Origin of the sequence: Rhodococcus sp. 05-340-2, assembly GCF_002258915.1 — a bacterium.
In the GTDB taxonomy this organism is placed as follows: domain Bacteria; phylum Actinomycetota; class Actinomycetes; order Mycobacteriales; family Mycobacteriaceae; genus Rhodococcoides.
The window spans coordinates 13394-39470 of record NZ_NOYU01000025.1 but is presented as its reverse complement, the minus strand read 5'-3'; the positions used below and the strand labels follow the sequence as shown (position 1 = coordinate 39470).

Annotated in this window: 21 protein-coding genes; 12 read left to right on the top strand and 9 right to left on the bottom strand. The window is 65.4% G+C overall.

The genetic code is table 11. From position 1 onward, the window contains the following. Positions 1-110: 110 nt before the first annotated feature. The 4 genes from CH271_RS12920 to CH271_RS12905 are packed head-to-tail and all read right to left on the bottom strand — an operon-like array spanning position 111 to position 3585. Entirely contained in the window at positions 111-950 is an 840-nt protein-coding gene (locus CH271_RS12920) for an LLM class F420-dependent oxidoreductase (RefSeq protein ID WP_094633844.1), read from the bottom strand. A gap of 42 nt (positions 951-992) precedes the next feature. After that, a complete protein-coding gene (locus CH271_RS12915; RefSeq protein WP_094633843.1) occupies positions 993-1712 on the bottom strand; it encodes a hypothetical protein in 720 nt (239 codons plus the stop codon). A gap of 47 nt (positions 1713-1759) precedes the next feature. Beyond that, complete coding sequence (locus tag CH271_RS12910; protein ID WP_094633842.1) at positions 1760-2776, bottom strand: glutathione S-transferase family protein; 1017 nt, start codon at positions 2774-2776, stop codon at positions 1760-1762. 56 nt (positions 2777-2832) lie between these two features. Continuing rightward, the gene (locus tag CH271_RS12905; protein ID WP_143546054.1) at positions 2833-3585 is read right to left on the bottom strand and encodes a GNAT family N-acetyltransferase; all 753 of its coding nucleotides are present in this window, start codon (positions 3583-3585) and stop codon (positions 2833-2835) included. Positions 3586-3759: 174 nt separating this feature from the next. On the opposite strand from CH271_RS12905, the gene CH271_RS12900 reads away from it, so the two are divergent. From CH271_RS12900 to CH271_RS12890, 3 genes are all read left to right on the top strand, one after another. Continuing rightward, entirely contained in the window at positions 3760-3963 is a 204-nt protein-coding gene (locus CH271_RS12900; RefSeq protein WP_008714360.1) for a cold-shock protein, read from the top strand. A gap of 278 nt (positions 3964-4241) precedes the next feature. Then, positions 4242-4859 (top strand): PadR family transcriptional regulator, encoded by a 618-nt coding sequence (locus CH271_RS12895; protein ID WP_094633840.1) that lies wholly within the window; start codon positions 4242-4244, stop codon positions 4857-4859. Next, positions 4856-6310, top strand: a complete 1455-nt coding sequence (locus CH271_RS12890) for a DHA2 family efflux MFS transporter permease subunit (protein ID WP_094633839.1) — start codon at positions 4856-4858, stop codon at positions 6308-6310. Before CH271_RS12895 ends, CH271_RS12890 begins: the two co-directional genes overlap by 4 nt. A 99-nt stretch (positions 6311-6409) precedes the next feature. Here CH271_RS12890 and CH271_RS12885 read toward each other — a convergent pair whose 3' ends face one another. Further along, complete coding sequence (locus tag CH271_RS12885) at positions 6410-7555, bottom strand: acyl-CoA dehydrogenase family protein (protein ID WP_037190332.1); 1146 nt, start codon at positions 7553-7555, stop codon at positions 6410-6412. Between the two features lie 89 nt (positions 7556-7644). On the opposite strand from CH271_RS12885, the gene CH271_RS12880 reads away from it, so the two are divergent. Next, complete coding sequence (locus CH271_RS12880; RefSeq protein ID WP_094633972.1) at positions 7645-8436, top strand: enoyl-CoA hydratase/isomerase family protein; 792 nt, start codon at positions 7645-7647, stop codon at positions 8434-8436. Between the two features lie 10 nt (positions 8437-8446). Beyond that, positions 8447-9388 carry an adenosine deaminase gene (locus CH271_RS12875; RefSeq protein ID WP_094633838.1) on the top strand — a complete coding sequence of 314 codons (942 nt, stop codon included), beginning with the start codon at positions 8447-8449 and terminating at the stop codon, positions 9386-9388. Between the two features lie 19 nt (positions 9389-9407). Here CH271_RS12875 and CH271_RS12870 read toward each other — a convergent pair whose 3' ends face one another. Together CH271_RS12870 and CH271_RS12865 are read right to left on the bottom strand one after the other, a co-directional pair. Further along, positions 9408-10895, bottom strand: coding sequence for a molybdopterin-dependent oxidoreductase (locus CH271_RS12870; protein WP_094633837.1), 1488 nt, complete (start codon positions 10893-10895; stop codon positions 9408-9410). Between the two features lie 133 nt (positions 10896-11028). Continuing rightward, positions 11029-12342 carry a D-arabinono-1,4-lactone oxidase gene (locus CH271_RS12865; protein WP_094633836.1) on the bottom strand — a complete coding sequence of 438 codons (1314 nt, stop codon included), beginning with the start codon at positions 12340-12342 and terminating at the stop codon, positions 11029-11031. An 88-nt stretch (positions 12343-12430) separates the two neighbouring features. Between CH271_RS12865 and CH271_RS12860 the strand changes: the two genes are divergently transcribed. Next, complete coding sequence (locus tag CH271_RS12860; protein WP_037190327.1) at positions 12431-13072, top strand: TetR/AcrR family transcriptional regulator; 642 nt, start codon at positions 12431-12433, stop codon at positions 13070-13072. Between the two features lie 90 nt (positions 13073-13162). Next, positions 13163-14377 carry an alanine racemase gene (locus tag CH271_RS12855; RefSeq protein WP_037190325.1) on the top strand — a complete coding sequence of 405 codons (1215 nt, stop codon included), beginning with the start codon at positions 13163-13165 and terminating at the stop codon, positions 14375-14377. On the opposite strand, the gene CH271_RS12850 is transcribed toward CH271_RS12855, so the two are convergent. Next, a complete protein-coding gene (locus CH271_RS12850; protein ID WP_094633835.1) occupies positions 14347-17796 on the bottom strand; it encodes a TM0106 family RecB-like putative nuclease in 3450 nt (1149 codons plus the stop codon). The two genes, CH271_RS12855 and CH271_RS12850, sit on opposite strands and share 31 nt — an antisense overlap. A 79-nt stretch (positions 17797-17875) precedes the next feature. Here CH271_RS12850 and CH271_RS12845 point away from each other — a divergent pair, with 79 nt between their 5' ends. Then, positions 17876-18493: an alpha/beta hydrolase gene (locus CH271_RS12845; protein ID WP_037190321.1), complete on the top strand. Its 618-nt coding sequence runs from the start codon at positions 17876-17878 to the stop codon at positions 18491-18493. A gap of 60 nt (positions 18494-18553) precedes the next feature. On the opposite strand, the gene CH271_RS12840 is transcribed toward CH271_RS12845, so the two are convergent. Beyond that, positions 18554-20341 (bottom strand): AMP-dependent synthetase/ligase, encoded by a 1788-nt coding sequence (locus CH271_RS12840; protein ID WP_170945939.1) that lies wholly within the window; start codon positions 20339-20341, stop codon positions 18554-18556. 277 nt (positions 20342-20618) lie between these two features. Here CH271_RS12840 and CH271_RS12835 point away from each other — a divergent pair, with 277 nt between their 5' ends. From CH271_RS12835 to CH271_RS12820, 4 genes are all read left to right on the top strand, one after another. After that, the gene (locus tag CH271_RS12835) at positions 20619-22412 is read left to right on the top strand and encodes a DEAD/DEAH box helicase (protein ID WP_037190318.1); all 1794 of its coding nucleotides are present in this window, start codon (positions 20619-20621) and stop codon (positions 22410-22412) included. A 96-nt stretch (positions 22413-22508) separates the two neighbouring features. Beyond that, positions 22509-23009 (top strand): 2Fe-2S iron-sulfur cluster-binding protein, encoded by a 501-nt coding sequence (locus tag CH271_RS12830; protein WP_094633834.1) that lies wholly within the window; start codon positions 22509-22511, stop codon positions 23007-23009. Beyond that, complete coding sequence (locus tag CH271_RS12825) at positions 23006-24001, top strand: FAD binding domain-containing protein (RefSeq protein ID WP_094633833.1); 996 nt, start codon at positions 23006-23008, stop codon at positions 23999-24001. The genes CH271_RS12830 and CH271_RS12825 overlap by 4 nt, the downstream gene beginning before the upstream one ends. After that, positions 23998-26061: a xanthine dehydrogenase family protein molybdopterin-binding subunit gene (locus CH271_RS12820; RefSeq protein ID WP_094633832.1), complete on the top strand. Its 2064-nt coding sequence runs from the start codon at positions 23998-24000 to the stop codon at positions 26059-26061. The genes CH271_RS12825 and CH271_RS12820 overlap by 4 nt, the downstream gene beginning before the upstream one ends. Positions 26062-26077: the final 16 nt, after the last annotated feature.

The window sequence follows — 26077 nt, the reverse complement described above, 5'->3', positions numbered from 1 at the left end:
CCCCCTCACCGTGAAACACCTCGTGTACCGGCTGCGCGCGGCAACCGGTACACGAGGCTACGGGGTGTGACCGACATCCGGGCCGACCACTCGCACACGAGCCCTCCGCGTCAGCGATGCAGCGCGGCGGCGATCTCTCGGTAGGTCTCGAGCGGATCGGCCATGTCGGGTAGAGAGTGCAGTGTCACGTGCGATGCACCAGCGTCGAGGTGCTCGTTCAATCGTGCTGCGATCGCGTCGGCCGTGCCGTGCGCAACCAACGCGTCGATCAGTCGGTCGCTGCCGCCGTCGCCGATCTCCTCGTCGGAGTAGCCGAGTCGGTTCAGATTGTTGGTGTAGTTGCGCAGATGCAGGTACGGGTTGTTGACCGGTGGCCGGCCGATCGAGCGCGCCTTCTCCGGATCCGACTCGAGGACCACCTTGTGCTCGGGGGCCAGAATCTTGTTCGGTCCCAGTGCTTCTCGCGCTTCGCGGGTGTGCTCGGGGGTGGTCAGGTAAGGATGCGCACCTGCAGTGCGGTCGGCCGCCAGCGCGAGCACCTTCGGGCCGAGAGCCGCCAGGACGCGTCGTTCCACCGGGACCCCGGCCTCGTCGAGAGCGTCGAGGTACGCCACCAGCGCGTCGTACGGCTTGGTGTATTCCTGCGTCGCCTCCGGGTGGCCTGCGCCGATGCCGAGGACGAAACGGCCCGGGTGCTTGCTCTCCAACCGGTGATACGACGCCGCGACGTCGGCCGCTGCGTCCGACCAGATGTTGACGATGCCGGTGGCGACGACAACGGTCTCGGTGGCGTCGAGGATCTCCTCGGTGGTGGTCAGATCCGCAGGCGGCGAGCCGCCGAGCCAGATCGTTCCGTAGCCGAAGGACTCGATTGCCCGGGACAGTTCGGGAGTGAACGCCGAGTGCAGTCGCCAGACGCCGTACGTGCCGAGTTCAGGTGTGGAAGTCATGCTCGTGTCAACGCGTCCGACTCGTGAAGATTCCGTGAGCGCTCATTCGTCCGGCTCGATGATGCGATTCTCCGGGAACCGGGCCGGTGGCGGACCGAACGCGTCGCGGGCGTTCTTGATGACACCCTTGCCGACCGCGCGGTTGCCTGCGCCACCGATCGCCGCCCCGATTCCGGCGGGCAGCATCTTGCCGACCAACAGCGCGCTGCGTTTGGCGAGGTACTTGGTGATGAACTTCTTCACCAGCGACTTGTTCATCGTCGCCATCGAGCCGCCCGGGATACGGGAGGTGATCAGCGGGCCCCAGTTCTTGGCCGTCTTGCCGACTGTTCGTTGCACGATCTGCATGCCCGATTCGCCCAGCGCGACCGACAGCACCAGAGCGCGCCGTTGCTGGTGGTTCTCGACGGGAATGCCGTGCACGGACGCGACCGAGAGTGTCAGCAGCGCCGAGGACTCGATGAAGAACGCGGTTTCGGCACCCACCGCGGCGAGCGAGGCGGCGGTCCCGACGCCGGGGATCGCCGCGGCACCGCCCACTGCCGAGCCGCTGCCGGTGACCGCGAGCAGGAACCGCTTCTCGAGGCGTTCGATGATCTGTGCCGGGGTGTCGTACGGGTGTGCTCGACGCACGTGCGCGACGTACTTGTCGACGGCGGGTCCCTGCAGGCGGCTGGCGTTGTCGAGAATGTTGACCAGCGCGCGTTCGAGCTTGCCTCCGCCCCCGACCTCCACCTGTGCGTCGTCCTTCTTGCCTGCCATCGATCTCTCTTTCGGTTGCGAGTGTGGTGGCCGGTCGATCCGGAGGGTCAGCGCACCCAGTGATCGGGCGGAACGAGCTCGTCGGGCTTCGGCGGCGGGGGAGCGGTGCCGTCGCCGAAGGGTGATCCTCCCAGGGATTCGCGACCGTGGGGTTCGAGCCAACCGGTCAGGTCCGGGCCCTTGGGCACGATGCCCGACGGATTGATGTCGGTGTGCACCTCGTAGTAGTGCCGCTTGATGTGGTCGAAGTCGACGGTGTCGCCGAATCCGGGGGTCTGGAACAGGTCGCGTGCGTAGTTCCACAGCACCGGCATCTCGCTGAGCTTGCTCCGGTTGCATTTGAAGTGGCCGTGATAGACGGGATCGAACCGCACGAGCGTGGTGAACAGTCGTACGTCGGCCTCCGTGATGTGGTCACCGACCAGGTAGCGCTGTGTCGACAAGCGTTCGACTAGCCAGTCGAGGCGGGCGAACAGTCGGTCGTAGGCCTTGTCGTACGCCTCCTGGGAGCCGGCGAATCCGCAGCGATAGACGCCGTTGTTGACGTCTCGGAACACGAGATCGGCAACCTCGTCGATCTCGCCGCGCAGCGCCTCGGGGTACAGATCCGGGGCTCCGTCGCGGTGGTACTGCGTCCACTCGGTCGACAGGTCGAGGGTGATCTGTGGGTAGTCGTTGGTGACGACCTCACCGGTGGGGACGTCGACGATGGCAGGGACGGTGATGCCGCGCTCGTAGTCCGGGAAGCGGGCGAAGTACGCGTCCTGCAACCTCTGGATCTGCAGAACGGAGTCGACGCCGCCCGGCTCCTCCTGGAAGTTCCAGCTGCGCGGGTCGTGCGTGGGTCCCGGAATGCCGAGGGATAGCACATCTTCGAGCCCGAGCAGTCGACGAACGATGATGGACCGATGCGCCCACGGGCAGGCGCGTGCGGCGATCAGTCGATATCGACCGGGCTCGACCGGGTAGCCGTCCCGGCCGTCCGCGGTGATTCGAGTCGGAATGTAATTGGTGTCGCGCGTGAATTCTTTACCCGGCTTCACGTAGGCGGCATCGTCGGCCATGCTGTTCACTCCTCGCATCGAACTGTTCTGTCGACGCTACCCAGTTCGGAGCCGACTCAACCTCGATCAGCGCGAAGCACTGCGGTGTGACACACGCCGATCTCGACGTAACCCAGCCGCGCGGCGAGGCGTCGAGCAACGGCGTTCTCCGGTCGCGATCGCCACTGCGGAATCAGGCCGTCGTCGATGGCGTCGTTGGTTGCCAGCCTGCCGACCACCTGGGCGTGGCCCCGCCGGCGATGGTCCGGGTCCGTCAGGACCCGCATGTCGGCCAGTATCAGCTGCTCCTCCGAGTAGCCGGCCGAGGCAAGGGAGTGCGCCGAGTCGGCCGGTCGGTCATCGCCGAGCAGAGTGAACCAGTTCCGCGAGACCGGTTCGCCGAATGCTTCGGCGACGTCGGCGTCACTGCAGTGCGCGGCGAGGTTGCGGGCGTGCTCCGCGTCGTGGGAGATCAGCGGGTCGTGAACGTCGATGGTGTGGCCGATGTCCGACCCGTAGGCGAGCGTGTGAGTACCGATCTCGTACCGCTCCGATCGATCGCCCAGCAGCGACGAGATCCAGGTGCGGTCGATACCGGCGTGGCCGGCGATCGCCCGCGAGGCGTCCACGGCCCAGGACGGACCGGCGATCAGGGTGGTCTCGGCCAGTCGCAGGACGGTGATGTCTTCGGTGGCACCGACATGTTCGACGCGGTCCGCGTCCGTGTCGAGGGCACGATCGTCCATCTGCAGTCGTCGACACCAGGCCAACCGGACGATGTCGAGTCGGTGGCGATCGAACGGGCCGGCATCGAGAAGAGGGAGATCCACGTCTGAAACCCTAGCCACAGAGACCCTGGGCGACGTTTCGGTTTCACCGTCCCAAAGCAATCTTTCGAACTTTTTTGCCCCCGGTGTTTCGCTCAGCGCCGATAGATGGCAGACTCGCATTTGAGATTAGAGCTTCGACGTGAAGATCTAGCTCGCTTACAGAAGGTTTACAGAATGACGCAGGGCAGTGTGAAGTGGTTCAACGGCGAAAAGGGCTTCGGCTTCATCGAGCAGGATGGTGGCGGACCGGACGTTTTCGTTCATTACTCGGAGATTCAGGGTAGCGGCTTCAAGTCGCTCGACGAGGGCCAGCGCGTGGAGTTCGAGGTGGGCCAGGGTCAGAAGGGCCCCCAGGCTACCGGCGTCCGCGCCATCTGATTCAAGCTTCGTAACCCGATTTCTCCTGGTGGAGTGACCTTCTCGAAGTAATCTCCACCAGAAACTCGGTGACAGGGCCGGATACACGGAAGAAATTCCGAGTATCCGGCCTTCGTCTGTTCGAACGGGACATCGACTGCGGTCGGTGTCCTTTTTCGTCTCTATGTCCGGATAATCCCCAGGTCAGAGCATTGTCCGGGTTGTCAATCCCAGTTCTATTGTTCTATATTCCAACTGGAATAATTCAGTCGGGACATTCAGATCTGAGGTGAGGTTCGATGCGAGGCGAGGCAGTGAACCCGCTGGGCGTCTCGGTTCTCGCCCTGTTGTCCGAGAGTCCGATGCATCCCTACGAGATGTATCAACTTCTGTTGGAGCGCAAAGAGGATCGGATCGTCAAGGTTCGACCCGGATCGCTCTACCACGCCGTTGCTCGCCTCCACGGGCAGGCGCTGGTCGCCGAGGTCGGCACCGACCGCGGCGGCAACCGACCCGAACGCACCACGTACGAGATCACGCCCGCAGGCCGACGAGTTCTCGTCGATCGCCTCGCCGAGATTCTCCGCACCCCGTTGCGTGAATATCCGCAGTTCACCCTCGGCCTGTCCGAGATGCACAACCTGGCGGCGTCCGAGGCGATCGCGTTGCTCCGCGCACGCATCGAGGACCTCGAGGTGGAGATCGAGGAACTGTCCGGCTATCAGCGGTTGGCGGCCGACCGCAACATATCCGAAATCTACTGGGCTGGAATCGATTACACGTACCACATGTTGTCAGCCGAAGTGAACTGGTTGACGAGTTACATCGCTCGGGTCGACAGTGGCGAGCTGGCGTGGCCGCACGAGATATCCACACACCACACGACCCTGACGGATCGAAACCAGGAGAGCACATGAACGTCGTCGAGACCGCTCCGCCACAACGAGAGATCAAGCCCTGGCCCGCCCTGTGGGCGCTGTGCTTGGGCTTCTTCATGATTCTGGTCGACACCACCATCGTGGCCGTCGCGCAGCCGGCGATCCTCACGGGCCTGAACACCGACATCAACAACGTCATCTGGGTGACCAGCGCGTATCTGCTGGCCTACGCGGTGCCGCTGCTCGTCACCGGGCGTCTCGGTGACAAGTTCGGTCCCAGAAACCTCTACATCGCCGGCCTCGTTCTGTTCACACTCGCGTCGGCCTGGTGCGGCCTCTCCGGGTCCATCGAGATGCTCATCGCAGCGCGTGCGGTCCAGGGTCTCGGTGCTGCGATGATCACCCCGCAGACGATGGCCGTGATCACCCGGGTGTTCCCCGCCGAGAAGCGCGGAACGGCCATGGGCGCGTGGGGTGCCGTCGCAGGCGTGGCGACACTCGTCGGCCCGATCCTCGGCGGCGTCCTGGTCGACTCCCTCGGCTGGGAGTGGATCTTCTTCATCAATCTGCCGGTCGGTGTTCTCGCAATCGTGTTGGCGCTGAAGTTCGTTCCCGTGCTACCCACCCATGATCACAAGTTCGATCTGCTCGGCGTGGCGTTGAGCGCCATCGGACTGTTCTGCATCGTGTTCGGCATTCAGGAAGGACAGAAGTACGACTGGGGAACGGGAATCTGGATCCTCATCGGCACCGGCCTGCTCGTCTTCGCCGGGTTCGTCTACTGGCAGGCGGTGAACAAGAGCGAACCGCTGGTCCCGTTGGCGCTCTTCCGTGATCGCAATTTCTCGCTCTCCAATATCGGTATCGCCGCAATGGGTTTCGCGATGTCCGGCATGATGCTGCCGATCATGTTCTACGCGCAGAGCGTCACCGGGCTCACCCCTACCCGTTCGGCACTGCTGTTCGTCCCGATGGCGCTGCTGACCGGCATTCTCGCCCCCAATGTCGGCAAGCTCGTCGACAAGACGCATCCCCGCTACATCGCTGGTTCCGGATTGTTCATCCTGGCCGCCTCGCTGCTGTGGTTCGCGTACGAGATGACGCCCACCACCGCGATCTGGAAGCTGCTTCTGCCCGTCGCGGCGATGGGCGTGGCGAACGCGTTGATCTGGTCTCCGTTGGCGGCCACCGCAACTCGTAACCTGCCGATGAGTCAGGCGGGCGCAGGTTCGGGTATCTACAACACCACCCGCATGATCGGCTCCGTGCTCGGTAGTGCGGGCATCGGCGCGCTCATCCAATCGCGCTTGGCCGCCGAACTACCTACCGGTGGATCGGCTTCGGGGGCAAACGAATTCGCCGGCCGAGTGCCCGAGATGCTGCGGGACGGCTTCACCGCCGCGATGGCGCAGTCTTTGATCCTGCCCGCCGCAGTGTTGGTCGTCGGCATGATCGCGGTCTGCTTCTACACCCGGCCTGCGTTCGAGTAAGTGCCTGCGGCAGTGGTGCGGTCATGCGCCTTCCAAGGCACCTGACCGCACCACTGCGCATCGGGTCGTTCCGCAGGCTCCACTCCTACGCGAAGCGCACTACAGGCCCAGATCGCGTCCGATCAGTTCCTTCATGATCTCGTTCGATCCGGCCCAGATCTTGGTCACGCGAGCGTCTTTCCACGCCCGAGCGGCGCGGTACTCGTTCATGAATCCGTAGCCGCCGTGCAGCTGTACGCAGTGGTCGAGGATTTCGTTCTGCACCTGCGAGCTCCACCACTTGGCCTTGGCTGCATCGATGGCCGTCAGCTCACCGATTCCGTGCGCGGCGATGCAGTTGTCGATGTATGCCTGTGCCACATCGAGTTTGGTGACGAGCTCGGCGAGCAGGAACTTGTTCCACTGCAGTGAACCGATCTGCTGGCCGAATGCCTTGCGGTCCTTGGCGTACTGCAGTGTCTCCTCGAGAATGGGGCGGACGTGTCCGAGGTTGGCCACCGAGCAGCTGATGCGTTCCTGGGGGAGTAGCTGCATCATGTGGATGAAGCCGCCGTCGAATTCGCCGATCATGTTCGAGCTCGGAACACGCACGTTCTCGAAGAACAGCTCGGCCGTATCGGATTCGGGCTGGCCGACCTTGTCGAGCTTGCGGCCGCGGGAGAATCCTTCGGTGCCGTTCTCGACGGCGAAGAGCGTGATGCCCTTGGCCTTCTTCTCCGGCGTCGTGCGGGTGGCGACGATGACGAGATCGGCGGAGTTGCCGTTGGTGATGAAGGTCTTGGAGCCGTTGATGATGAAGTCGTCGCCGTCCTTGACGGCGGTGGTCTTCAGCGCGGCCAGATCGGAGCCACCGGACGGCTCGGTCATCGCGATCGCGGTGAGGATCTCGCCGCTGCAGAAGCCGGGCAGCCACCGCTTCTTCTGCTCCTCGGTGGTGAGCTTGACGAGGTAGGGCGCGACGATGTCGACGTGAATACCGAAGCACGACGCCACCGCGGCACTCGAGCGGGCGAGTTCCTCGGCGAGGACGGCGTTGAATCGGTAGTCCTCGGCTCCGCTGCCGCCGTATTCCTCCGGTACCTCGAGGCCCAGGAAGCCGTTGCGTCCGGCTTCGAGCCAGATCTCGCGGTCGATGTATCGCTGTTCGACGAGCTTCTCCTCGACCGGCGTGATGGTTCGGGTGACGAATTCTCGAACCGATGCGCGGAAGTCCTCGTGGTCGGACTCGAACAGACTGCGCTTCATCTAGGTGTTCCTCTCGGTAACGTTCACTTTCCTGCGCACAATACTCGGTGGTAACAAGGTCCTCGGACGGGTGTGGCACTATGCGAACCATGGCTGACGCACCCACTTCGCTCGTTCGATCGACCACCGCGGCCGGCGCGGAGGTCGCCGTCCTCACCTTCGACCACGGCCCGCTCAATCTGTTCGATCAGGCCATGTTCGACGCGGTGGCCGCGAACGTCGCCGATCTCGTCGCGCGACCTCCGCGTGCGGTATTGCTGCGCGCCGAGGGCAAGGTCAACTCGGCAGGCGTCGACGTTCATGTCTTCGAGGGCCTGTCCGCTGCGCAGGGCGCCGATCTGTGGCGTGGTCTGTTCGCGCAGATTGCTCATCCGCTCGAGTCGTTGCCCTGCCCGGTGATCTACGCCGCGCACGGGTTGACGCTCACCGCGGCGTTCGAGATCTCGTTGGCCTGCGACATCATCCTGGCCGGACCGAAGGCGAAGTTCGGTCTGGTCGAGACCGTCGTCGGTCTGACGCCGTCGATGGGTGGGCCGCAGCGTCTGGCCGAGCGGGCCGGTTCGGGTCGGGCTCGCGAGCTCGTCATGACCGGTGATCTGTACGACGCCCAGACGCTGAAGGAGTGGGGCGTGGTCAATCAGATCCACGACGACGTCGACGCCGCCGCGCTCGCGCTGACGCATCGATTGGCCGACGGCCCCACCGTCGCGCACGCGGCAACCAAACAGATTGTGGCAGCGTGGCGTTCCGGTGGTGTGGCCCACGCGGACGAGATCACCTCGGAGGTCTCCGGGGCACTCTTCGAGACCGAGGATCTGCGCGGCGCAGTGCAGAGCTTCCTCGAGGTCGGCCCGGGTAAGGCGACGTACACGGGCAAGTAGAATCGTATGAGTGAGTAATGATCAGCTGGCCGAACTGCACCTGCACATCGAAGGGTCGCTCGAACCTCCGCTGATCTTCGATCTTGCCCAGCGCAACGCAATCACGCTGCCGTACAACGATATCGAAGAACTGCAGGCGAAATACGAGTTCAGCGACCTGCAGTCGTTCCTCGATCTGTACTACGCGAACATGGCCGTGTTGCAGACCGCCGAGGATTTCGCCGACCTGGCCCGCGCGTACTTCCGCCGCACCGCGCAGGCCGGGGTGACGCACGCGGAGATCTTCTTCGACCCGCAGGCGCACACCGAGCGTGGTGTCCCGCTCGCGGCCGTCGTCGAGGGATTGGCCGACGCCTGCGCGACCAGCGAGCGCGAATTCGGCGTCACCAGTGGGTTGATCGCGTCGATCCTGCGCGACAAGCCGGTGCTGCACGCCAATCAACTGCTGGAGGATCTGTTGTCGATGCAGGCCCCGATCATCGGGCTCGGTCTCGACTCCGCCGAGGTGGGCTATCCTCCGTCACTGTTCGTCGACGTGTTCGCCAAGGCCCGCGCCGAGGGTTTGCATGTCGTCGCCCATGCCGGTGAGGAAGGCCCGCCCGACTACATCTGGCAGGCACTGGATCTGCTGAAGGTCGAGCGCATCGATCACGGTGTGCGGTGCCTCGAAGACGAGACACTGGTGAATCGACTTGTCGAGGAACAGATCCCGCTCACCGTCTGCCCGCTGTCCAATGTCCGGCTCAAGGTGATCGACGACGTCGAGCAGCTGCCCTTGCGGCAGATGCTCGAGCGCGGCCTGTCGGTATCGATCAATTCCGACGATCCCGCCTACTTCGGCGGGTACGTCGACGACAACTTCGCTGCCCTCGAAGCTGGCATGGGTCTGACAGCGGCCGAGCGACAGCAGTTGGCCGAGAACTCGATTCGCGCGAGCTTCGCAACTGTCTAGATCAGTGCGACTGTCTGGATCAGCTCGCCGTCACCGAGATCCTCGGGTAGCCGGTCGCTCCGTCGGGAACGGTGTCGGCGGTCTTGTTGGTCTGCAGCTCTCCCTCGGAGTTGGTGGCCCGGGCACGGATCGCATGCTGCCCGGCAGGCAGATCCAGCTCGACCGTCCATTGCCGCCAGGTGTCCTTGGAGTACTCCTCAGAGAGAGTGGCCGGCACCCAATTGCCCTCGTCCACTTGCACTTCCACGCCCTCGATGCCGGTGTGCTGATCCCAGGCGACGCCCGCGATCACCGACTTCCCGGCCGGCACCGAGCTGCCCGATCTCGGGGTGTCGATTCGTGAGGCGGTCTTGATCGGTCCGAGTGCGCCCCAGCCGCGATCGGTCCAATAGGCCGTCACCTTGTCGAATCGGGTGATCTCGATGTCGGTGACCCACTTGGTCGCCGAGACATACCCGTACAGGCCCGGAACGACGAGCCGCGCCGGGTAGCCGTGCTCGACGGGCAGCGGCGCACCGTTCATTCCCACAGCCAGTAAGGCATCGCGGCCGTCGAGGAGAACCTCCAGGGGAGTGCCCGCGGTGAAGGCGTCGCTGCTCGACGACAGAGCCATGTCGGCGTCGGGGGAGATGCCCGCTTCTTCGAGAATGTCCTTCAGCGGGTAGCCGATCCACGTCGCATTGCCCACGAGATCGCCGCCGACGATATTGGACACGCAGGTCAGGGTGACCGTCTTCTCCACTGCCTGGCGCTCGGCGAGGTCGGCGAACGTCAGCTCGATCTCGCGGTCCACCATGCCGTGGATGCGCAACGACCACGTATCCGACGCCAGGCGCGGCACGACCAACGCGGTGTCGATGCGGTAGAAGTCGTCGTTCGGGGTGATGTACGACGCGAGGCCGTCGATCTTCAGGTCCGCCCCCTCCGGAATCGGGGGTTGCGGGGTCGGCGTGGGCAGCATGAAGCCGAGTCGATCCGCGGTGACGGCTCGGGCCGAGGTCAGCATCCGTCCGGCTGTTCCGGCGACGACGCCGAGCACCGCAGCACCGGCGGCGAGAGTGAGGAAGCTGCGTCGGGTCATTCCTTCGGTCGCCGGGGTGGTGGCACCGATCAGGGCGTGCAGGACGACGATGCCGACGATGACGCCGCCGATGGTCGGGACTGCGGAGAGGGCCGTCGCGTCGGGTCGGGTCACCGCCGCAAGTGCGCCCACTAGTCCCAGTACTGCGAAGACGACGGCACCGATCGGTTTGCGGGCGATGCCTGCCGCTGCGGCGATGGCACCGATCACCACGGCCATGCCGATGAACAGGGCGAGCTTGTCGGAGGTGCCGAACGTGTCGATGGCCCATTCACGGACCGGGGCCGGACTGTGGTCGACGGCCGAGGACCCGACGGCGGTCAGCGGTGACGAGTTGGGTCCGATGGGGACGGCGATCAATTCACCGACACCGAGGACGACTCCGGCGGCGATGATGCCGGACAGCGCGCGTTTTCCTGTGCTCACTCGTTCCAATGTAAGCGTGCGGGGAGCGTCCGCGTGCACGGGACACTCCACTCGACGCGTTGGCCTGGGGAAACCCACTCGAAGGTCGCAGGAGTGGAGCAGGAATTGCGTGGAACGCTACACCGGTCAGCCCTCACGACAGCAGACGCTCGAGGTAGTCGCTGCCGAACAATCGTGTCGGGTCCATCGAATCCCGAACACGCAGGAAGTCGTCGAAGTGTTCGTAGGTATCGCGCAGCTCATCGCCGCCGAGGGAATGCAGTTTGCCCCAGTGCGGACGCCCGCCTACGCTGCGGCAGATGGTTTCGACGGCGTCGAAGTATTCGCGGTGATCTCGTCGGTGGTATTGGTGCACGGCGATGTAGGCCGTCGGGCGCCCATAGGCCGTGGAGAGCCAGATGTCGTCGGCTGCGGCGAATCGTACTTCGACGGGAAACGCGATGGACATCGAAGACTGCTCGAGCCAGCGATCCACCTCGCGCAGCACCCAGCCGATCTCGGCTGCAGGAACGGCATATTCCATCTCGACGAACTTGACGGTCCGCGACGACGCGAACACCCGGTACGAGCGGTCGGTGTACTCGCGGGCCGACAGGGCCCGGGCCGAGACCGCGTTGAGGCGGGGGATCAAGGCCGGCATACGCGTCACCACGCGGTTGAGGCCCTCGAAAACCGTGTTGGACAGTAGTTCGTCGTCGAGGTACGAACGCACCTTGCCCAGCGGGCGCAGCGCAGCGTCGCCGGGCAGGCGGGTGTTGTGTTTGGTCAGCACCCGGTCGGTGTGCGGAAACCAGTAGAACTCGAAGTGGTCGACGCCTGCGACGGTCGCATCGAGATCGGCGAGCGTCGCTCGCAGCGTCGACGGCTCCTCGACGGCCCGTAAGGCGAAGGCCGGAACGCATTCGAGCGTGACCCGGGTGATGACGCCGAGCGCACCGAGCCCGACGCGTGCCGCGTCGAACAGATCCGTGTTCTCGTCGCGAGAGCACCGAACGAGCCGGCCGTCTGCGGTCATCAGCTCCACCGCGCACACCTGCGTGGCGATGCCGCCGAAGCGGGCTCCGGTTCCGTGAGTACCCGTGGAGATGGCACCGGCAACCGATTGTTCGTCGATGTCGCCCAGGTTCGTCATGGCCAGGCCGAGGTCCCACAGCCGCGCGGTCAGCTCGTGCAACCGGGTGCCGGCGAGCACCGTCACCCGGGCGGAACCGTCGTCGTGGCGGACGACCGATTCGATCCCACGCAGTGAATCCAGGCTGATCTGAACGCCGTCGGTGACCGCGATCGGGGTGAAGGAGTGTCCGGCACCCACGCATCGCACCGTTCGAGACCTGTCGACGGCACGCTGCAGAACGCTGCGCAGTTCGTCCACCGATGCGGGCTCGGCACGCTGCGCCGGATACGCATGCTGATTGCCCGCCCAGTTCTGCCACGACCGCTCGATCATCCGATCACTATCGCACTCCCGAAACCACACCGAGCTCCCCGTGGGTCAATACGAGGCACAGACCTCGGCAGCGCCCTAGTATCGGGTCATGCAATCGAGGCTGCCCGCTGATGTGCGACGCGCACAACTGGTGCAGTCTGCGATCGACGTCGCCGAGCGGGTCGGGATCGAGTCCCTGACCGTGCGTGCTCTCTCGGAACAAGCCGAGGTCACCAAGGGCATCGTGCAGTACCACTTCGAGACCAAGCAGGATCTGGTGATCGCGATGGGGGAGCACCTCATCGTCGATGTCACCGAGATTCTGCACGCCGCGTTGGACAGTGCCGTGGGCACGCGCGAACTCCCAGGCGTTCGTGGTCTGCGGGAGTTGGTGCACGGCGGTCTGAGCGCAGTGTGGTTGCTGATCGAGAAGTCGCCGGATCGGCAGTTGCTCGCCTACGAGATCAAGACCTATCTGCTGCGCCATCGCGCGCTCGGGTCCGCCACGGCCGCCGAGATCGCCAGTGGGCAGTACCGAATTCGGGACTCCGAGGCCCGGTTGTTCTTCGAGAAGTGTTCCGCCCACACCGGGACGCGATGGATCGAGCCGGTGGCGTCGATCGCGCGTTTCGGGATGGCCACCCTCGACGGGCTGGTGCTGCGGTGGTTGGTCGACGGCGACGATCTCGAGGTGCTGGCGCAGATCGACGACCTGTCGGGGCTGATTGCAAGCAAGGCCTTGGACTGCTGAGGACCGGCGTGGCAGATGCTCGCTGGGACTTCTGGGCTGCGGAGTGTTTGACTGTGTAGGCCTGGCAACGACGACGAAGGAATACGCCGCATGAGTTCGATCGCCGGTGTCGCAACCACCGACACGACACCACTGTCCCGTATCGCCGCTGCCACCGAGGGTCTCGAATCACCTTTGGCTGCAGTCGATTCCGCGGCGCTCGATGCCAATGCTGCTGCTCTGCGGGCACGGGCGGACGGAGTGCCGATCAGGATCGCGAGCAAGTCGGTTCGGTGCCGGGCGGTACTGGATCGGGTGCTCGCGGCCGACGGCGTGAGCGGGGTCATGGCGTACTCGCTGCGTGAGGCGATCTGGTTGGCGCGCCACGGCGTCGAGGACATCCTCATGGGGTACCCGACGGTCGATCGCACCGCCCTCGCCGAGGTCGTGAACGATCGTGTTCTGTCGGGGCGCATCACGCTGATGGTCGACGACGTCGCACAGCTGGACATCGTGCGCGACGCGACCGACAGTGATCTTCTCAAGCCGCGTATCTGTATCGACGTCGATGCCTCGCTGCGGATCGGGCCGCTGCACATCGGTGTCAGACGTTCGCCGCTGCGCGAACCCGAGCAGGTCGCCGCCTTCGCGCGGGTGGCGCAGGCGCGTGGGTTCCGGGTGGTCGGTCTGATGTTCTACGAGGCGCAGATCGCCGGTGTGCCCGATTCCAATGTTGCGGTGGAATGGATGAAGTCGCTGTCGTCGCGTGAGATCTCCACGCGCAGAACGGCGGTGGTCGAGGCCGTGACCGCGGCCGTCGGGCGGATCGAGATCGTCAACAGTGGCGGTACCGGGTCGATCGACTTCTCGGCCGCCGATCCGGTCGTCACCGAGGTGACCGCGGGATCGGGTTTGTTCGCGCCGACGCTCTTCGATCGGTATCGCGCATTCTCGGCCGAGCCCTCGCTGTTCTTCGCGCTGCCCGCGGTGCGCAAGCCGACGCCGCAGATCGCCACGCTGTTCGGTGGTGGCTACATCGCGTCAGGTCCGGCGTCGACGTCGAGGTCCCCGCGGCCGATCGCCTGGTCGAGAAAGGCCAGGGGAGTGGTGACGTCCGGTCTGAGGCTGCTGCGCAACGAAGGTGCGGGCGAGGTGCAGACTCCGGTCAGTGGAGCGGAAGAGATCCGGATCGGTGATCGCGTCTGGTTCCGGCACGCCAAGGCGGGCGAGCTGTGCGAGCGATTCGACACCCTGCATCTGGTGCACGCCGACGGGTCCGTCGAGGCGGTCCCCACTTATCGTGGTGAGGGTATGGCGTTCGGCTGAATTCCGTTCTCGCACAGGCTCATGAAGGTGCCGAGGGTGACCAGTCCGGTCGGGGTGGACGGCAGGTATCGGGTCAGTGCCCGCGACCGGATCAGTATCGCGGCCCACTGGCCACGCGAGACGGCGACGTTGAGTCTGTTGCGGGACAACAGAAAGCCCATGCCTCGCGGAACGTCTTCGATCGCCGACGCGGCCATCGAGATCAACACGACCGGTGCCTGTCGTCCTTGGAACTTGTCGACGGTGCCCACCGAGACCTCGTCGAGTCCGGCGGCCGCGAGTCGTTCGACGATGACGGCCACCTGCGCGTTGTAGGCCGCAACGACCAGGAAGTCGCCCTGGTCCATGGGCCGCGCACCCTCGAAGGACTGCGCGTCGCTCCACGGTCGGCCGAGCAGATTCTGCACGTGAGTGACGATCTCGTCGGCTTCCTCCACCGAGTCTGTGGAGTTGCCGTGGTGGTCGAGGTAGACGATATGCAGGCCGGGCTCGAGCGAGTCCAGTGAACGTGCCTGTGTCACAGCACTGTTGGACTCGAGCTTGCCCTCGTACGACAGTGCCGAGACCGGCGCGCACAGATCGGGATGCATCCGCCACGTCGTGGCCAGGAAGTACCCGCGGTCGGCGGGCAGCGTCGGGTGACCGCTGGTGATCCAACCCAGCGCCGACTCGTCGACGGGTTCGGGGTGGGTGCCCTGGCTGACCTGCGGCAGCTGGGCCGGGTCGCCGAGCAGCAGCAGGTTGCGTGCGGACACCGAGACGGCGATGGTGTTGGCCAGCGAGAACTGCCCGGCCTCGTCGATGACCAGGAGATCGAGCGACTCGGGCGGGATACGGCCGGGGTTGGAGAAGTCCCAGGCGGTACCGCCGATGACGCAGCCGTCCTCGGCGTCGGTGACGAAGCGGGCGTAGTCGGTGGGTTCGACGACGGTGTGGGCGGTCGGTGCCTTCTTGCCCACCTCGGCCGGGTCCACCCCTGCGGCCACGATGGTGTCGAGCAGATTGTTCACCACGTGATGCGATTGGCCCACCACGCCGACCTTCCAGTGATGTACATCGACCAATTCGGCGATCACCCGTGCAGCGGTGTACGTCTTCCCGGTCCCGGGCGGACCCTGCACGGCAACGTAGGAGTGATCCAGATCGAGCAGCGCCGCCGTGACGGCCGTCGCGTAGTCACCGGCGTGCACCTCGGGAAGGCCGGTGCCGGAACGGGTTCGGGGCGGCGACAGCGTCAGCAGATCGGCGACGGCCGTGCGTGGAAGGTCCGGCAGTGCGGCGTGGACCTCGGCGGCGACGGCAACGATCGCCTGCTCCAGGTACTTGGTCGCCGGGGGCGGTTCGGGTGCGGTGGCGACGGGGAAGTCGGGGTACTCGTCCACTCCCTTGCGTAGGTTCTCCTGCACCACCACCATATCGAGGGTGCCCTCGTAGCCCGCCTCCACGATCTCGACCGTCGTGGTCGCGCGATGGGTCGGCTGCTGTTTCGGTAGTCCTTCCGGGGCCGGGTCGTCGTAGAGCAGCTTGACCTTCGAGCTCGACAGGACGCCGCTGCTCAGGTGTCCCAACAGCTTGAGCTGTCGTCGCATGACCCGTTGCTTCGGTGCAGTTTTCATCCAGTCGTGCACCAGCTCGGCGCGCTCGACCTTCAGCACGTCGGCCGCGTCGGCCCACTCGTCGAGCGGGTGGGTCAGACGATCGAAGTGAGCCCACCAGAACGGCTTTCGTTCACGTCGGTGATACCCGATGGAACCGGAGAACAATGCGACGGCCTGCTGCGTCGAGGTGCGCTCCCACGGCAGACCCGCGTAGTCGGCGAGTTCGAGCTCGAGCGGGCTCGCGGTGTCGGGTGCACCGTCTTCGAGCTCGAGATGCTGCGTTGCCCGTGGGTGCACACCGGCATCCGCCGCGCGCGCGAGCAACCAATCCCGCAGTCGCAGCGTCGATTCGCAGTCGGTGCGGTTGTACTCGGCGATATCGGCGAGCAGAGCAGCGGCCTCGGCGTCCTTCCCCTGGTCTCGTAGATCGCACCAGTTCGCGTATTCGACGATCGACGCGGCCGCGTCGGTGACGTCTCCGTCGCGGGCCGCGGGCATGTACAGGGGTTCGAGCTTCTTGATGCTGTAGGACCTGGCACCGATGCGCACCGCAGATCGCACGATCGGATAGAGGTCAACCAGAACGTTGTCCCGCAGTAGGTCGTCGACCGCGTCCTCACCTACTCCGTAGCGACCGGCGAGGCGCAGTAGCGCGGTCTTCTCGTACGGCGCGTAGTGGTAGACGTGCATGTTCGGGTACGCGGCACGGCGCGCGGAGACGTAGTCGAGAAAGTCGATCAGGGCGCGGCGTTCCTGTGCGCGATCGTGCGCCCAGAACGGGAGGAAGTCGCCGTCGGCGGTGTAGACGCCGAACAGGTACTCGAGACCCCATTCGGCACTGCCGGCCTCGGCCCACAACGGGTCGCCCTCGAAGTCGAAGAAGATGTCGCCCGGATCGGGCTCGGGGATCACGCCGAGTGCATCGGCGTCGAAGATCTCGAACTCGGCGTCGCCGCTGTGTTCCTGGCGAACCTGCAGCGCGGCCTGAGCTCGCAGATTCGTGACCGTGCGAGACGACATGCCGTCCACGTTCGCGGTCGATGCAGCGAGTTCGTCGACCGTCGAGATGCCGGCGTCGAGCAGTCTGTCCCTGGTGCTCGCGCGCATGCCGGCGACGAGAACCAGGTCGCGGTGCTGTTCCACCTCGACCGTGCATGCCTCGCATTGCCCGCAGCCGGAGTAGCGCGAATCGAACCAGTCGACGACGGTGCCCTCGGCGTGGTGTTCGTCGAGTATGTGTTGCAGGTGTTCCCGGGACTGCCGGTAGACCGGAAGGATCTCGGTGAGCGAGTGCGCGGAGTCGCTGCCGTCGCCGAGCATCAGGTGTACCTCGTCGCTCGGAACGATCCCGCCGGATCGGAGCGCGTCCGCGTAGGCCGCCAGCTGCAGCAGGGCCGACACCTTCGCGTGCCGCGACAGCTTGGTGTCGTACACGGCGTACCGATCGCCCTCGGCCACCAGAAAGTCGCAGAATCCGAGAAATCGGCCGTCGAAGAAGGTGGCCTGATACACCACGGGTGTCCGGGAGGTGAGGGCGGTGAACGTCGCCCAGGCCGCGTCGGCCAATTCCTGTGCGGTGCGTCCCGGTCGGTCCATCGTCAGGACACCGCCCGGAAATCGCTGCTGGAATGTCTCGAGCTGTCGGCGTTCGTGCTCGAATCCGAGTGCAGAGGTGCGGTCCAGCATCGGATCCGGCGCGGCGGTTGCGCGCGGGATCAAACCGGTGAGGCCGTCGAGTCGGCGCAGCAGTCCGAATTCGCACGACGCTGCCGAGGCGAGGTCGCTGGCGCTGTAGATGACGCGATCGCCGATGAGGAACACGCGCCCACCCTAGTCACCACCACGCGCGGTACCGGTCACGTTGCGCGCGGATGCCGCCGCGAGGAGGCAAAATGATCGAATGCCTTTTTTCGACGGAGCCACCGGTGCTGTCCATTACCGAAACTGGACTGTTCCCGATGCTCGTTTCGGTCTCGTTTTTCTGCACGGTCTCGGCCAGAACAGCGGCCACTATCACCGTTTCGCCCGGGTCCTCAACGGACGCGGAGTCGACGTGTGGGCGGTCGATCACGTGGGCCACGGCCTCACCGAGGGTGAGTTGACGGATGCCGCTCAGATCCCCGCACTCGCTCGGAACGCGCTGCAGTTGCTGGACATGGCCGAGGCCGAGCACCCGGAACTGTCGTTCGCTCTGATGGGCCATTCGTTGGGTGCGGCGACGGCCATCGCTGCCCTCGGCGCGCATCCGGAGGCAGTGCGGTGCGCCGTGCTGTGCGGAACGCCCAAGTCGGTGACCGGCTCGGTCACCGACCTCGCAGACAATGTGATTCCGCTTCTGGCCGTGCACGGCGTGGACGACCGTCTGGCTCCGATCGATGCGGTGCGCGAGTGGATCGGCGGTGTTCCCGACGCGTCCCTGCGTGAGTTCGAGGACGGTGGTCACGACCTGCTGCACGAGAAGATCCACCTGCAGGTGACGTCGGTGGTGGCGGAGTTCCTCGACGACCACATGTCCTGACAACGAAGAAAAGAAAGGCCCGGCGCGAACATCGCGCCGGGCCCTTCTCGTCTGGTCGATCTACGTGTAGATGGCTTCGATGTCGCTGCCGCGCTCGGCGTGAATGATGTTGCGCTTGAGCTTCATCGTCGGGGTGAGCTCACCGGTTTCGACGGTGAAGTCGTTCTCGAGGATCGTGTACTTCTTGATCTGCTCGGGGTTGGAGACCTTCTTGTTGGCCTCGGCGACGGCCTTGTCGATCTCGGCGACGAGGTCGGCGTTCTTGGACAGTTCGGAGAACGGAATGTCCGCGGACAGATCGTGCCGTTGGAGCCAGCCCGGCATGGCCTCGGGGTCGAGGGTGATCAGCGCACCGATGAACGGCTTGGCGTCGCCGACGACGAGGCACTGGCTGATGATCGCGTTCGCGCGGAGGGCGTCCTCGAGCACTGCGGGGGCGACGTTCTTGCCGCCCGCGGTCACGATGATCTCCTTCTTGCGGCCGGTGATCGAGACGTAGCCTTCCTGGTCGATCGCGCCGAGGTCGCCGGTGTGGAACCAGCCGTCGACGATCGCCTCGGCCGTGGCCTTCTCGTTGTGCCAGTAGCCGCTGAACACAACCGGTCCCTTGAGCAGCAGTTCACCGTCCTCGGCGACCTTGACCGAGTGGCCGTCGATGGGCTTGCCGACGGTGCCGACGCGCTGTTCCTTGGTGGTGTTGACGGTGATGGCCGCGCTGGTCTCGGTCAGTCCGTAGCCCTCGTAGACCGGGACGCCTGCACCGCGGAAGAAGTGGCCGAGGCGGGCACCGAGAGGTCCGCCGCCGGACACCGCGCGGGTGCAGTTGCCGCCGAGTGCTGCGCGCAGCTTGGAGTACACGAGCTTGTCGAACACTGTGTGCTTGAGGTTCAGAACCAGCCCGGCTCCGCCCTTCTCCTGGGCCTCGCTCCACTCGATGGCCGTCGCGGCGGCCTTGTCGAAGATGGAACCCTTGCCGCCGTCGTGCGCCTTCTGCTTGGCGGAGTTGTAGACCTTCTCGAACACGCGCGGCACCGACAGGATGAAGTCCGGCTTGAACACGGCGAACTGATCCACCAGAGTCGTCACGTCCGAGGTGTGTCCGACGGTTACCTTGGACTCGAAGGAGCCGAAGGACACGGCACGGGCGAACACGTGCGCCATCGGGAGGAACATCAGTGTGCGGTTGCCCTCCTTCATCGAGTCGTGCAGCGCGATCTGGGTGGCCTGAACCTCGGCGTAGAAGTTGGCGTGGGTGAGCTGAACGCCCTTGGGGCGGCCGGTGGTGCCCGAGGTGTAGATCAGGGTCGCGGGCGATGCGGCGCTGACCTGATGGCGTCGCGCATGCAGATCCTCGTCGCTGACTCCGGCACCGCGGGTGGTCAGTTCGTCGATGGCTCCGGCGTCGATCTGCAGAACCTCACGCAGATCCTTGGCACCTTCGGTGACCTCTTTGAGGTTCGAGGCGTGCGCTGCGGTCTCGACGACGAGCAGCTTGGTGGCGGAGTCCTCGAGAATCCACTGCGCCTGGTCGGCGGAGGACGTCTCGTAGATCGCGACGGTGCATCCGCCTGCGGACCAGATGGCGTAGTCGAGGACGACCCACTCGTAGCGCGTCGCGCTGAGGATGGCGACGCGGTCGCCGAGTTCGATCCCGGAGGCGATCAGTCCCTTGGCAGCTGCCGCGACCTCGGCCGCGAACCGAGCTGCGGTGACGTCGGTCCAGTTGCCGTTCACCAGACGTTGGAACGGTACGAAGTTCGGCGATTCCTTCTCGTACCTGTAGACGGTGTCGGCCATGGATGCGTCGTCAGGAATGGTGAACGACGCCGGCACAGAATATTCGCGCACTGCTGGACCCCTTACGGAAAAATAGCGTGGTAGTTGTGCATTTCATCACATTCGGGGCCGTGGCGCACCATCCGGGGTGTCCGGTTTGTCGACTTTGCCGCGAGTCCGAGGGGGTTGAGTGTGACTCGGAGTACAACTTAACCGCCTGCGCGTGCGCTCGGGTGTCGGGTCGCCGGTGTGAGGCCGCTCGCACCGCACGCCGCCGCGGCCGTTTTCGTCACCTGATCAGCGTAGAAGGGTTCGCGGGGGCCGAGCAGGTACTAAACTCGTGCGACATATGAGCACTTCAGAAACTGATCAGGATGCCGCCGTGACGTCTGACGAGACGAGTTCGCCCCTTTCGGAGTCCGCTTCCGTCCCAGCCGGCGACGACATCACCTTTGCCGATCTCGGAATCGACGAGCGGGTCCTGAAGGCCCTCCGCGATGTCGGCTACGAAAGCCCGTCGCCCATCCAGGCGGCCACCATCCCGCCGCTGATGGCAGGCAACGACGTCGTCGGCCTCGCGCAGACCGGTACCGGCAAGACCGCCGCGTTCGCGGTGCCGATTCTGTCCCGTCTCGACGTCTCGCGTCGGACGCCGCAGGCATTGGTGCTGGCCCCGACGCGCGAGCTCGCGCTGCAGGTCGCCGAGGCGTTCGGTAAGTACGCCACCCACATCCCCGGTCTGCATATTCTGCCGATCTACGGCGGTCAGGCGTACGGCATCCAGCTCTCGGGTCTGCGTAAGGGCGCGCAGATCATCGTCGGCACTCCCGGTCGAGTCATCGACCATCTCGAGAAGGGCACGCTCGACCTGTCCGGGCTCGAGTACCTCGTGCTCGACGAGGCCGACGAGATGCTCAAGATGGGCTTCCAGGAAGACGTCGAGCGCATTCTCTCCGATACCCCGGAGTACAAGCAGGTGGCGTTGTTCTCGGCCACGATGCCTGCCGCGATCCGCAAGATCTCCAAGCAGTACCTGCACGACCCGGTGGAGATCACCGTCAAGACCAAGACCTCGACGGCACCGAACATCACCCAGCGGTACGTCCAGGTGGCCCATCAGCGCAAGCTCGAGGCACTGACTCGAATCTTCGAGGTCGAAGAGTTCGAGGCCATGATCATGTTCGTGCGCACCAAGCAGGCCACCGAGGAACTCGCCGAAAAGCTGCGCGCACGGGGCTTCTCGGCCGCTGCGATCAACGGCGACATCGTGCAGGCCCAGCGTGAGCGCACCATCGGGCAGCTCAAGAACGGCCAGATCGACATCCTGGTGGCCACCGATGTCGCGGCCCGCGGTCTCGACGTCGACCGCATCTCGCACGTCATCAACTACGACATCCCGCACGACACCGAGTCCTACGTGCACCGCATCGGTCGTACCGGTCGCGCCGGTCGCGCCGGTCAGGCTCTGCTGTTCGTCGCTCCGCGCGAGCGGCACCTGCTCAAGGCCATCGAACGTGCGACGCGTCAGCCGATCACCGAGATGCAGCTCCCGAGCGTCGACGACGTCAACGCGCAGCGCGTGACGAAGTTCAAGGACTCCATCACCGAGAGCCTGGGCAACGAGAATCTGGCGCTGTTCCGTCGTCTCATCGAGGACTACGAGCGCGAGCACGACGTGCCCTTGGTCGACATCGCAGCCGCTCTGGCCATTCAGTCCCGCGACGGCGAAGCGTTCTTGCTCAAGCCGGAGCCGCCGGCCCCGCCGCGGGCACCGCGCGAGCCTCGCGAACCGAGACCACCGCGCACGTTCGACGAGGACGCGGCCAGTTCGCACCACCGCAAGACGGGCCAGGAGATGGCGACGTACCGCATCAGCGTCGGCAAGCGGCATCACGTCGCTCCGGGTGCGATCGTCGGTGCCATCGCCAACGAAGGCGGTCTGCGTCGAAGCGACTTCGGGCACATCAGCATTCGTCCCGATCACTCGTTGGTGGAGTTGCCTGCCGACCTCGCCGACGAGACGGTCGAGGCGTTGCGCCGCACCCGCATCAGTGGCGTGTTGATTCAACTGCAACCCGATTCCGGCCCTCCCGGACGCAGCGGCGGTCCACGCGGCGGCGGAAAGTTCAAGGGAAAGCGCTGACGCACGTGCGCGGCAATTCGTAGTCCACTACGAGTCTCCGCGCACGACCTCGGGGTCGAGCGTTTGACGGCCGAGGCCGCGGGTATCCACCCGCCCATGACCCACGTCACTCTCCGTGTCAACGGCACCGATCGCGAGTTCGACTGCGACACGCGAACCACCCTGCTCGACGCCCTTCGGGAAGACCTCGACCTGATCGGTGCCAAGAAGGGGTGTGACCACGGGCAGTGCGGAGCGTGCACGGTGTTGGTCGAGGGGCGGCGGATCAACAGCTGCCTGACGTTCGCGGTTGCGCAACAGGATCGCGACATCACCACGGTCGAGGGACTGTCCGACGGCGACACACTGCATCCCGTGCAGCAGGCCTTCGTCGACCGTGACGCGTTCCAGTGCGGGTACTGCACATCCGGGCAGATCTGTTCGGCGGTGGCGGTGATCGAAGAGGCCAAGCAGGGTTGGCCGAGCGCGGTCACCGAGGACATCGAGGCCGCCGATGTCGAACTCGATTCCGACGAAGTAAGAGAACGTATGAGCGGCAACCTCTGTCGTTGTGGTGCCTACTGCAATATCGTCTCGGCCGTACGGGACGCATCGTGAAGACCTTCGAGTACGACGCAGCCACCGCCGTCGACGACGCCGTGGCCCGCCTCGCCGAGAACGAGAACGCGATGCTGCTCGGCGGGGGAACCAACCTCGTCGACCTGATGAAGCTCGGTGTCGTGGGCCCCACGACGCTGATCGACGTGACGCGTCTTCCGCTGCACGACATCGACGTGTCGGACGACGGCTCGCTTCGTGTCGGTTCCGGCGTGACCAACAGTGACCTCGCGGTGCACCCGGTGGTGCGCCAGCGTTATCCCGTGCTCTCGCGGGCGGTGCTCTCCGGAGCCTCGGGCCAGTTACGCAACATGGCCACCACCGGCGGAAACCTGTTCCAGCGCACCCGGTGCGTCTACTTCATGGACTCGTCGAAGCCGTGCAACAAACGCGAACCCGGTTCGGGCTGCCCGGCCCGGACGGGTGAGCACAGGAATCTCGCGATCCTCGGGGCTTCGGAGGCGTGCGTGGCGACGCATCCGTCGGACATGGCGGTTGCGCTGTCGGCTCTCGATGCGCGTGTCGTCGTGCGCGGAGTGGACGGTGAGCGTGTCGTGCCGATCGACGACTTCTACCGACTTCCCGGCGACGATCCGGAACGTGACAACACGGTCGCGCGGGACGAGATCGTCACGGCCGTGGAGATACCGGAATTGGCGGACGGCACCGTCTCCACGTACCGCAAGGTGCGGGATCGGCAGTCCTACGCGTTTGCGGTCGCATCCGTGGCCGCCGTGCTCGATGTCGAGGACGGCGTCGTGCGTGGGGTGTCGATCGCGCTGGGCGGTGTGGCGCACAAGCCGTGGCGGGCTCGCACTGCCGAGCACGCGCTGCTCGGCGCGGCCGCCGACGAGGCGTCGTTCCGGCGGGCGATCGCATTGGAACTCGACGCGGCAGAGCCGTTGCGCGACAACGCGTTCAAGATTCCGCTGGTGACCAACCTCGTCGCCCGCACCCTGGTGGAACTCACAGATTCGGGGGATCGGTCATGACCGCATCGATCGGGCAACCGATTCAGCGCACCGAATCGATAGCGAAGGTGACCGGCCTGGCTCGGTACGCCGCCGAGCAGCCGCCGGCCGTCGGGCAGTTGTATGCCTGGTACGTGCCCGCGACAGTTCCTGCAGGCACGGTCGAGCACGTCGAACTCGCTACCGACCCGGCGGTGCACGCCGTCCTGTGGCACGGCAACGCCGAGAAGCTCGGCGAGGTCGAGGACGCCGAATTGCATGTGCTGCAGTCGAACACCGTCGCGTACCGCGGCCAGATCGTTGCCGTCGTCGTGGCCGAGACCCTGCAAGCCGCGCGGGCCGCCGCTGTCCAGGTGCAGGTGCGGTACGCCGACGTCCGCTCTCCCGACAACACATTGACGGCGGAGCACAGCACGCTCTACGCGCCCGAGTCCGTCAATGCGGGGTTCCCCACCGATGTGACCGTCGGCGATCCTGACGCTGCGCTGGCATCGGCCGAGCACCTCGTCGACAATTGGTACTCCACCGCGCCGATGCACAACAGTCCGATGGAGCCGCATGCCACCACGGCGCAGTGGTCCGACGGCGTTCTGACGCTGTGGGATTCGACGCAGGCACCGTCCGGTGTTCAGGGCGACCTCGCCACGGCGTTCGACCTCGAGCCCGAGAACGTTCGCGTGATCGCGGAGAACGTCGGCGGCGGATTCGGAGCCAAGGGCAGTACTCGGCCCAATGCGATCCTCGCGGCGATGGCTGCACGGGCCACCGGCAAGACAGTGAAGCTGGTCCTGCCGAGGCAGGCCCTGTTCGATGTCGTCGGCTATCGCACCCCGACGCTCAATCACGTTCGTCTGGGCGCTGATTCGACCGGAACTCTGCAGGCGATCGCACACGAATCCTTCCAGCAGACCAGCACGATCTTCGAGTTCTGTGAGCAGACTTCGGAATCGACTCGGCACATCTACGCGGCTCCGAACCGTCGCACCACCCACCGGCTCGCACAGCTGGACGTCGGAACCCCGCGGTGGATGCGGGCACCCGGCGAAGCGCCGGGCATGTTCGCCGTCGAGACGGCCATCGACGAATTGGCCGTGGCCACCGGTATCGATCCGATCGATCTGCGGATTCGCAACGAGCCGGACGTCGATCCGGCCAGTGGTAACCCGTTCAGCTCACGCAGCGTGGTGCAATGCCTCCGCGAGGGAGCCGAGAAGTTCGGCTGGGACCGCCGCAATTCCGCGCCCGGTCAGCGTCGAGAAGGCAACACCCTGGTCGGCATGGGGGTCGCGACGGCCAGCTACCCGGTGCTGATCTCACCGAGTACCGCGTCGGCGCGCGTGGAGCAGGACGGCACGATCACGGTCTCCGTCGCCGCGTCGGACATCGGAACCGGCGCGCGCACCGTGCTGCGCCAGATCGCGGCCGATGCGCTCGGGGTGGACGCGGACACCGTCACACTCGAACTCGGCGACAGCGCACTGCCGAAAGCGCCTGGAGCAGGCGGCTCCTCGGGCACCTCGTCGTGGGGCTGGGCCGTCACCAAGGTCTGCCACTCTCTGAAGGCTCAGGGTTCGTACGAGCCGGGGAACTCGGCCGAAGCCGACACCACCGACGACGTCGAGGGTCAGAAGGAGCTGGCGCGCATGGCTTTCGGTGCCCAGTTCGCCGAGGTGGCGGTCGACATCGACACCGGTGAAGTGCGGGTACGAAGGATGCTCGGCGTCTTCGGTATCGGCGCGGTGATGAATCCGCGGCTGGCCAGGTCTCAGCTCATCGGCGGCATGACGTTCGGACTCGGCATGGCGCTGATGGAGAACGGCATCACCGATCGCGAGTTCGGTGGATTCGCCAATCATGATTTCGCGGAGTACCACATCCCGGCGTGTGCGGACGTCACCGATCTCGAGGCCGTATGGGTCGAGGAAGTCGACACAGAACTGGCGCCCATGGGCGGCAAGGGTATCGGTGAGATCGGTGCAGTCGGATCCTCGGCGGCCATCGGCAATGCCGTCTACAACGCCACCGGCGTCCGAGTCCGTGACCTTCCGATCACCCTGGACAAGGTGCTACCGCACCTCTAGAACGGGCGCAGCCCCT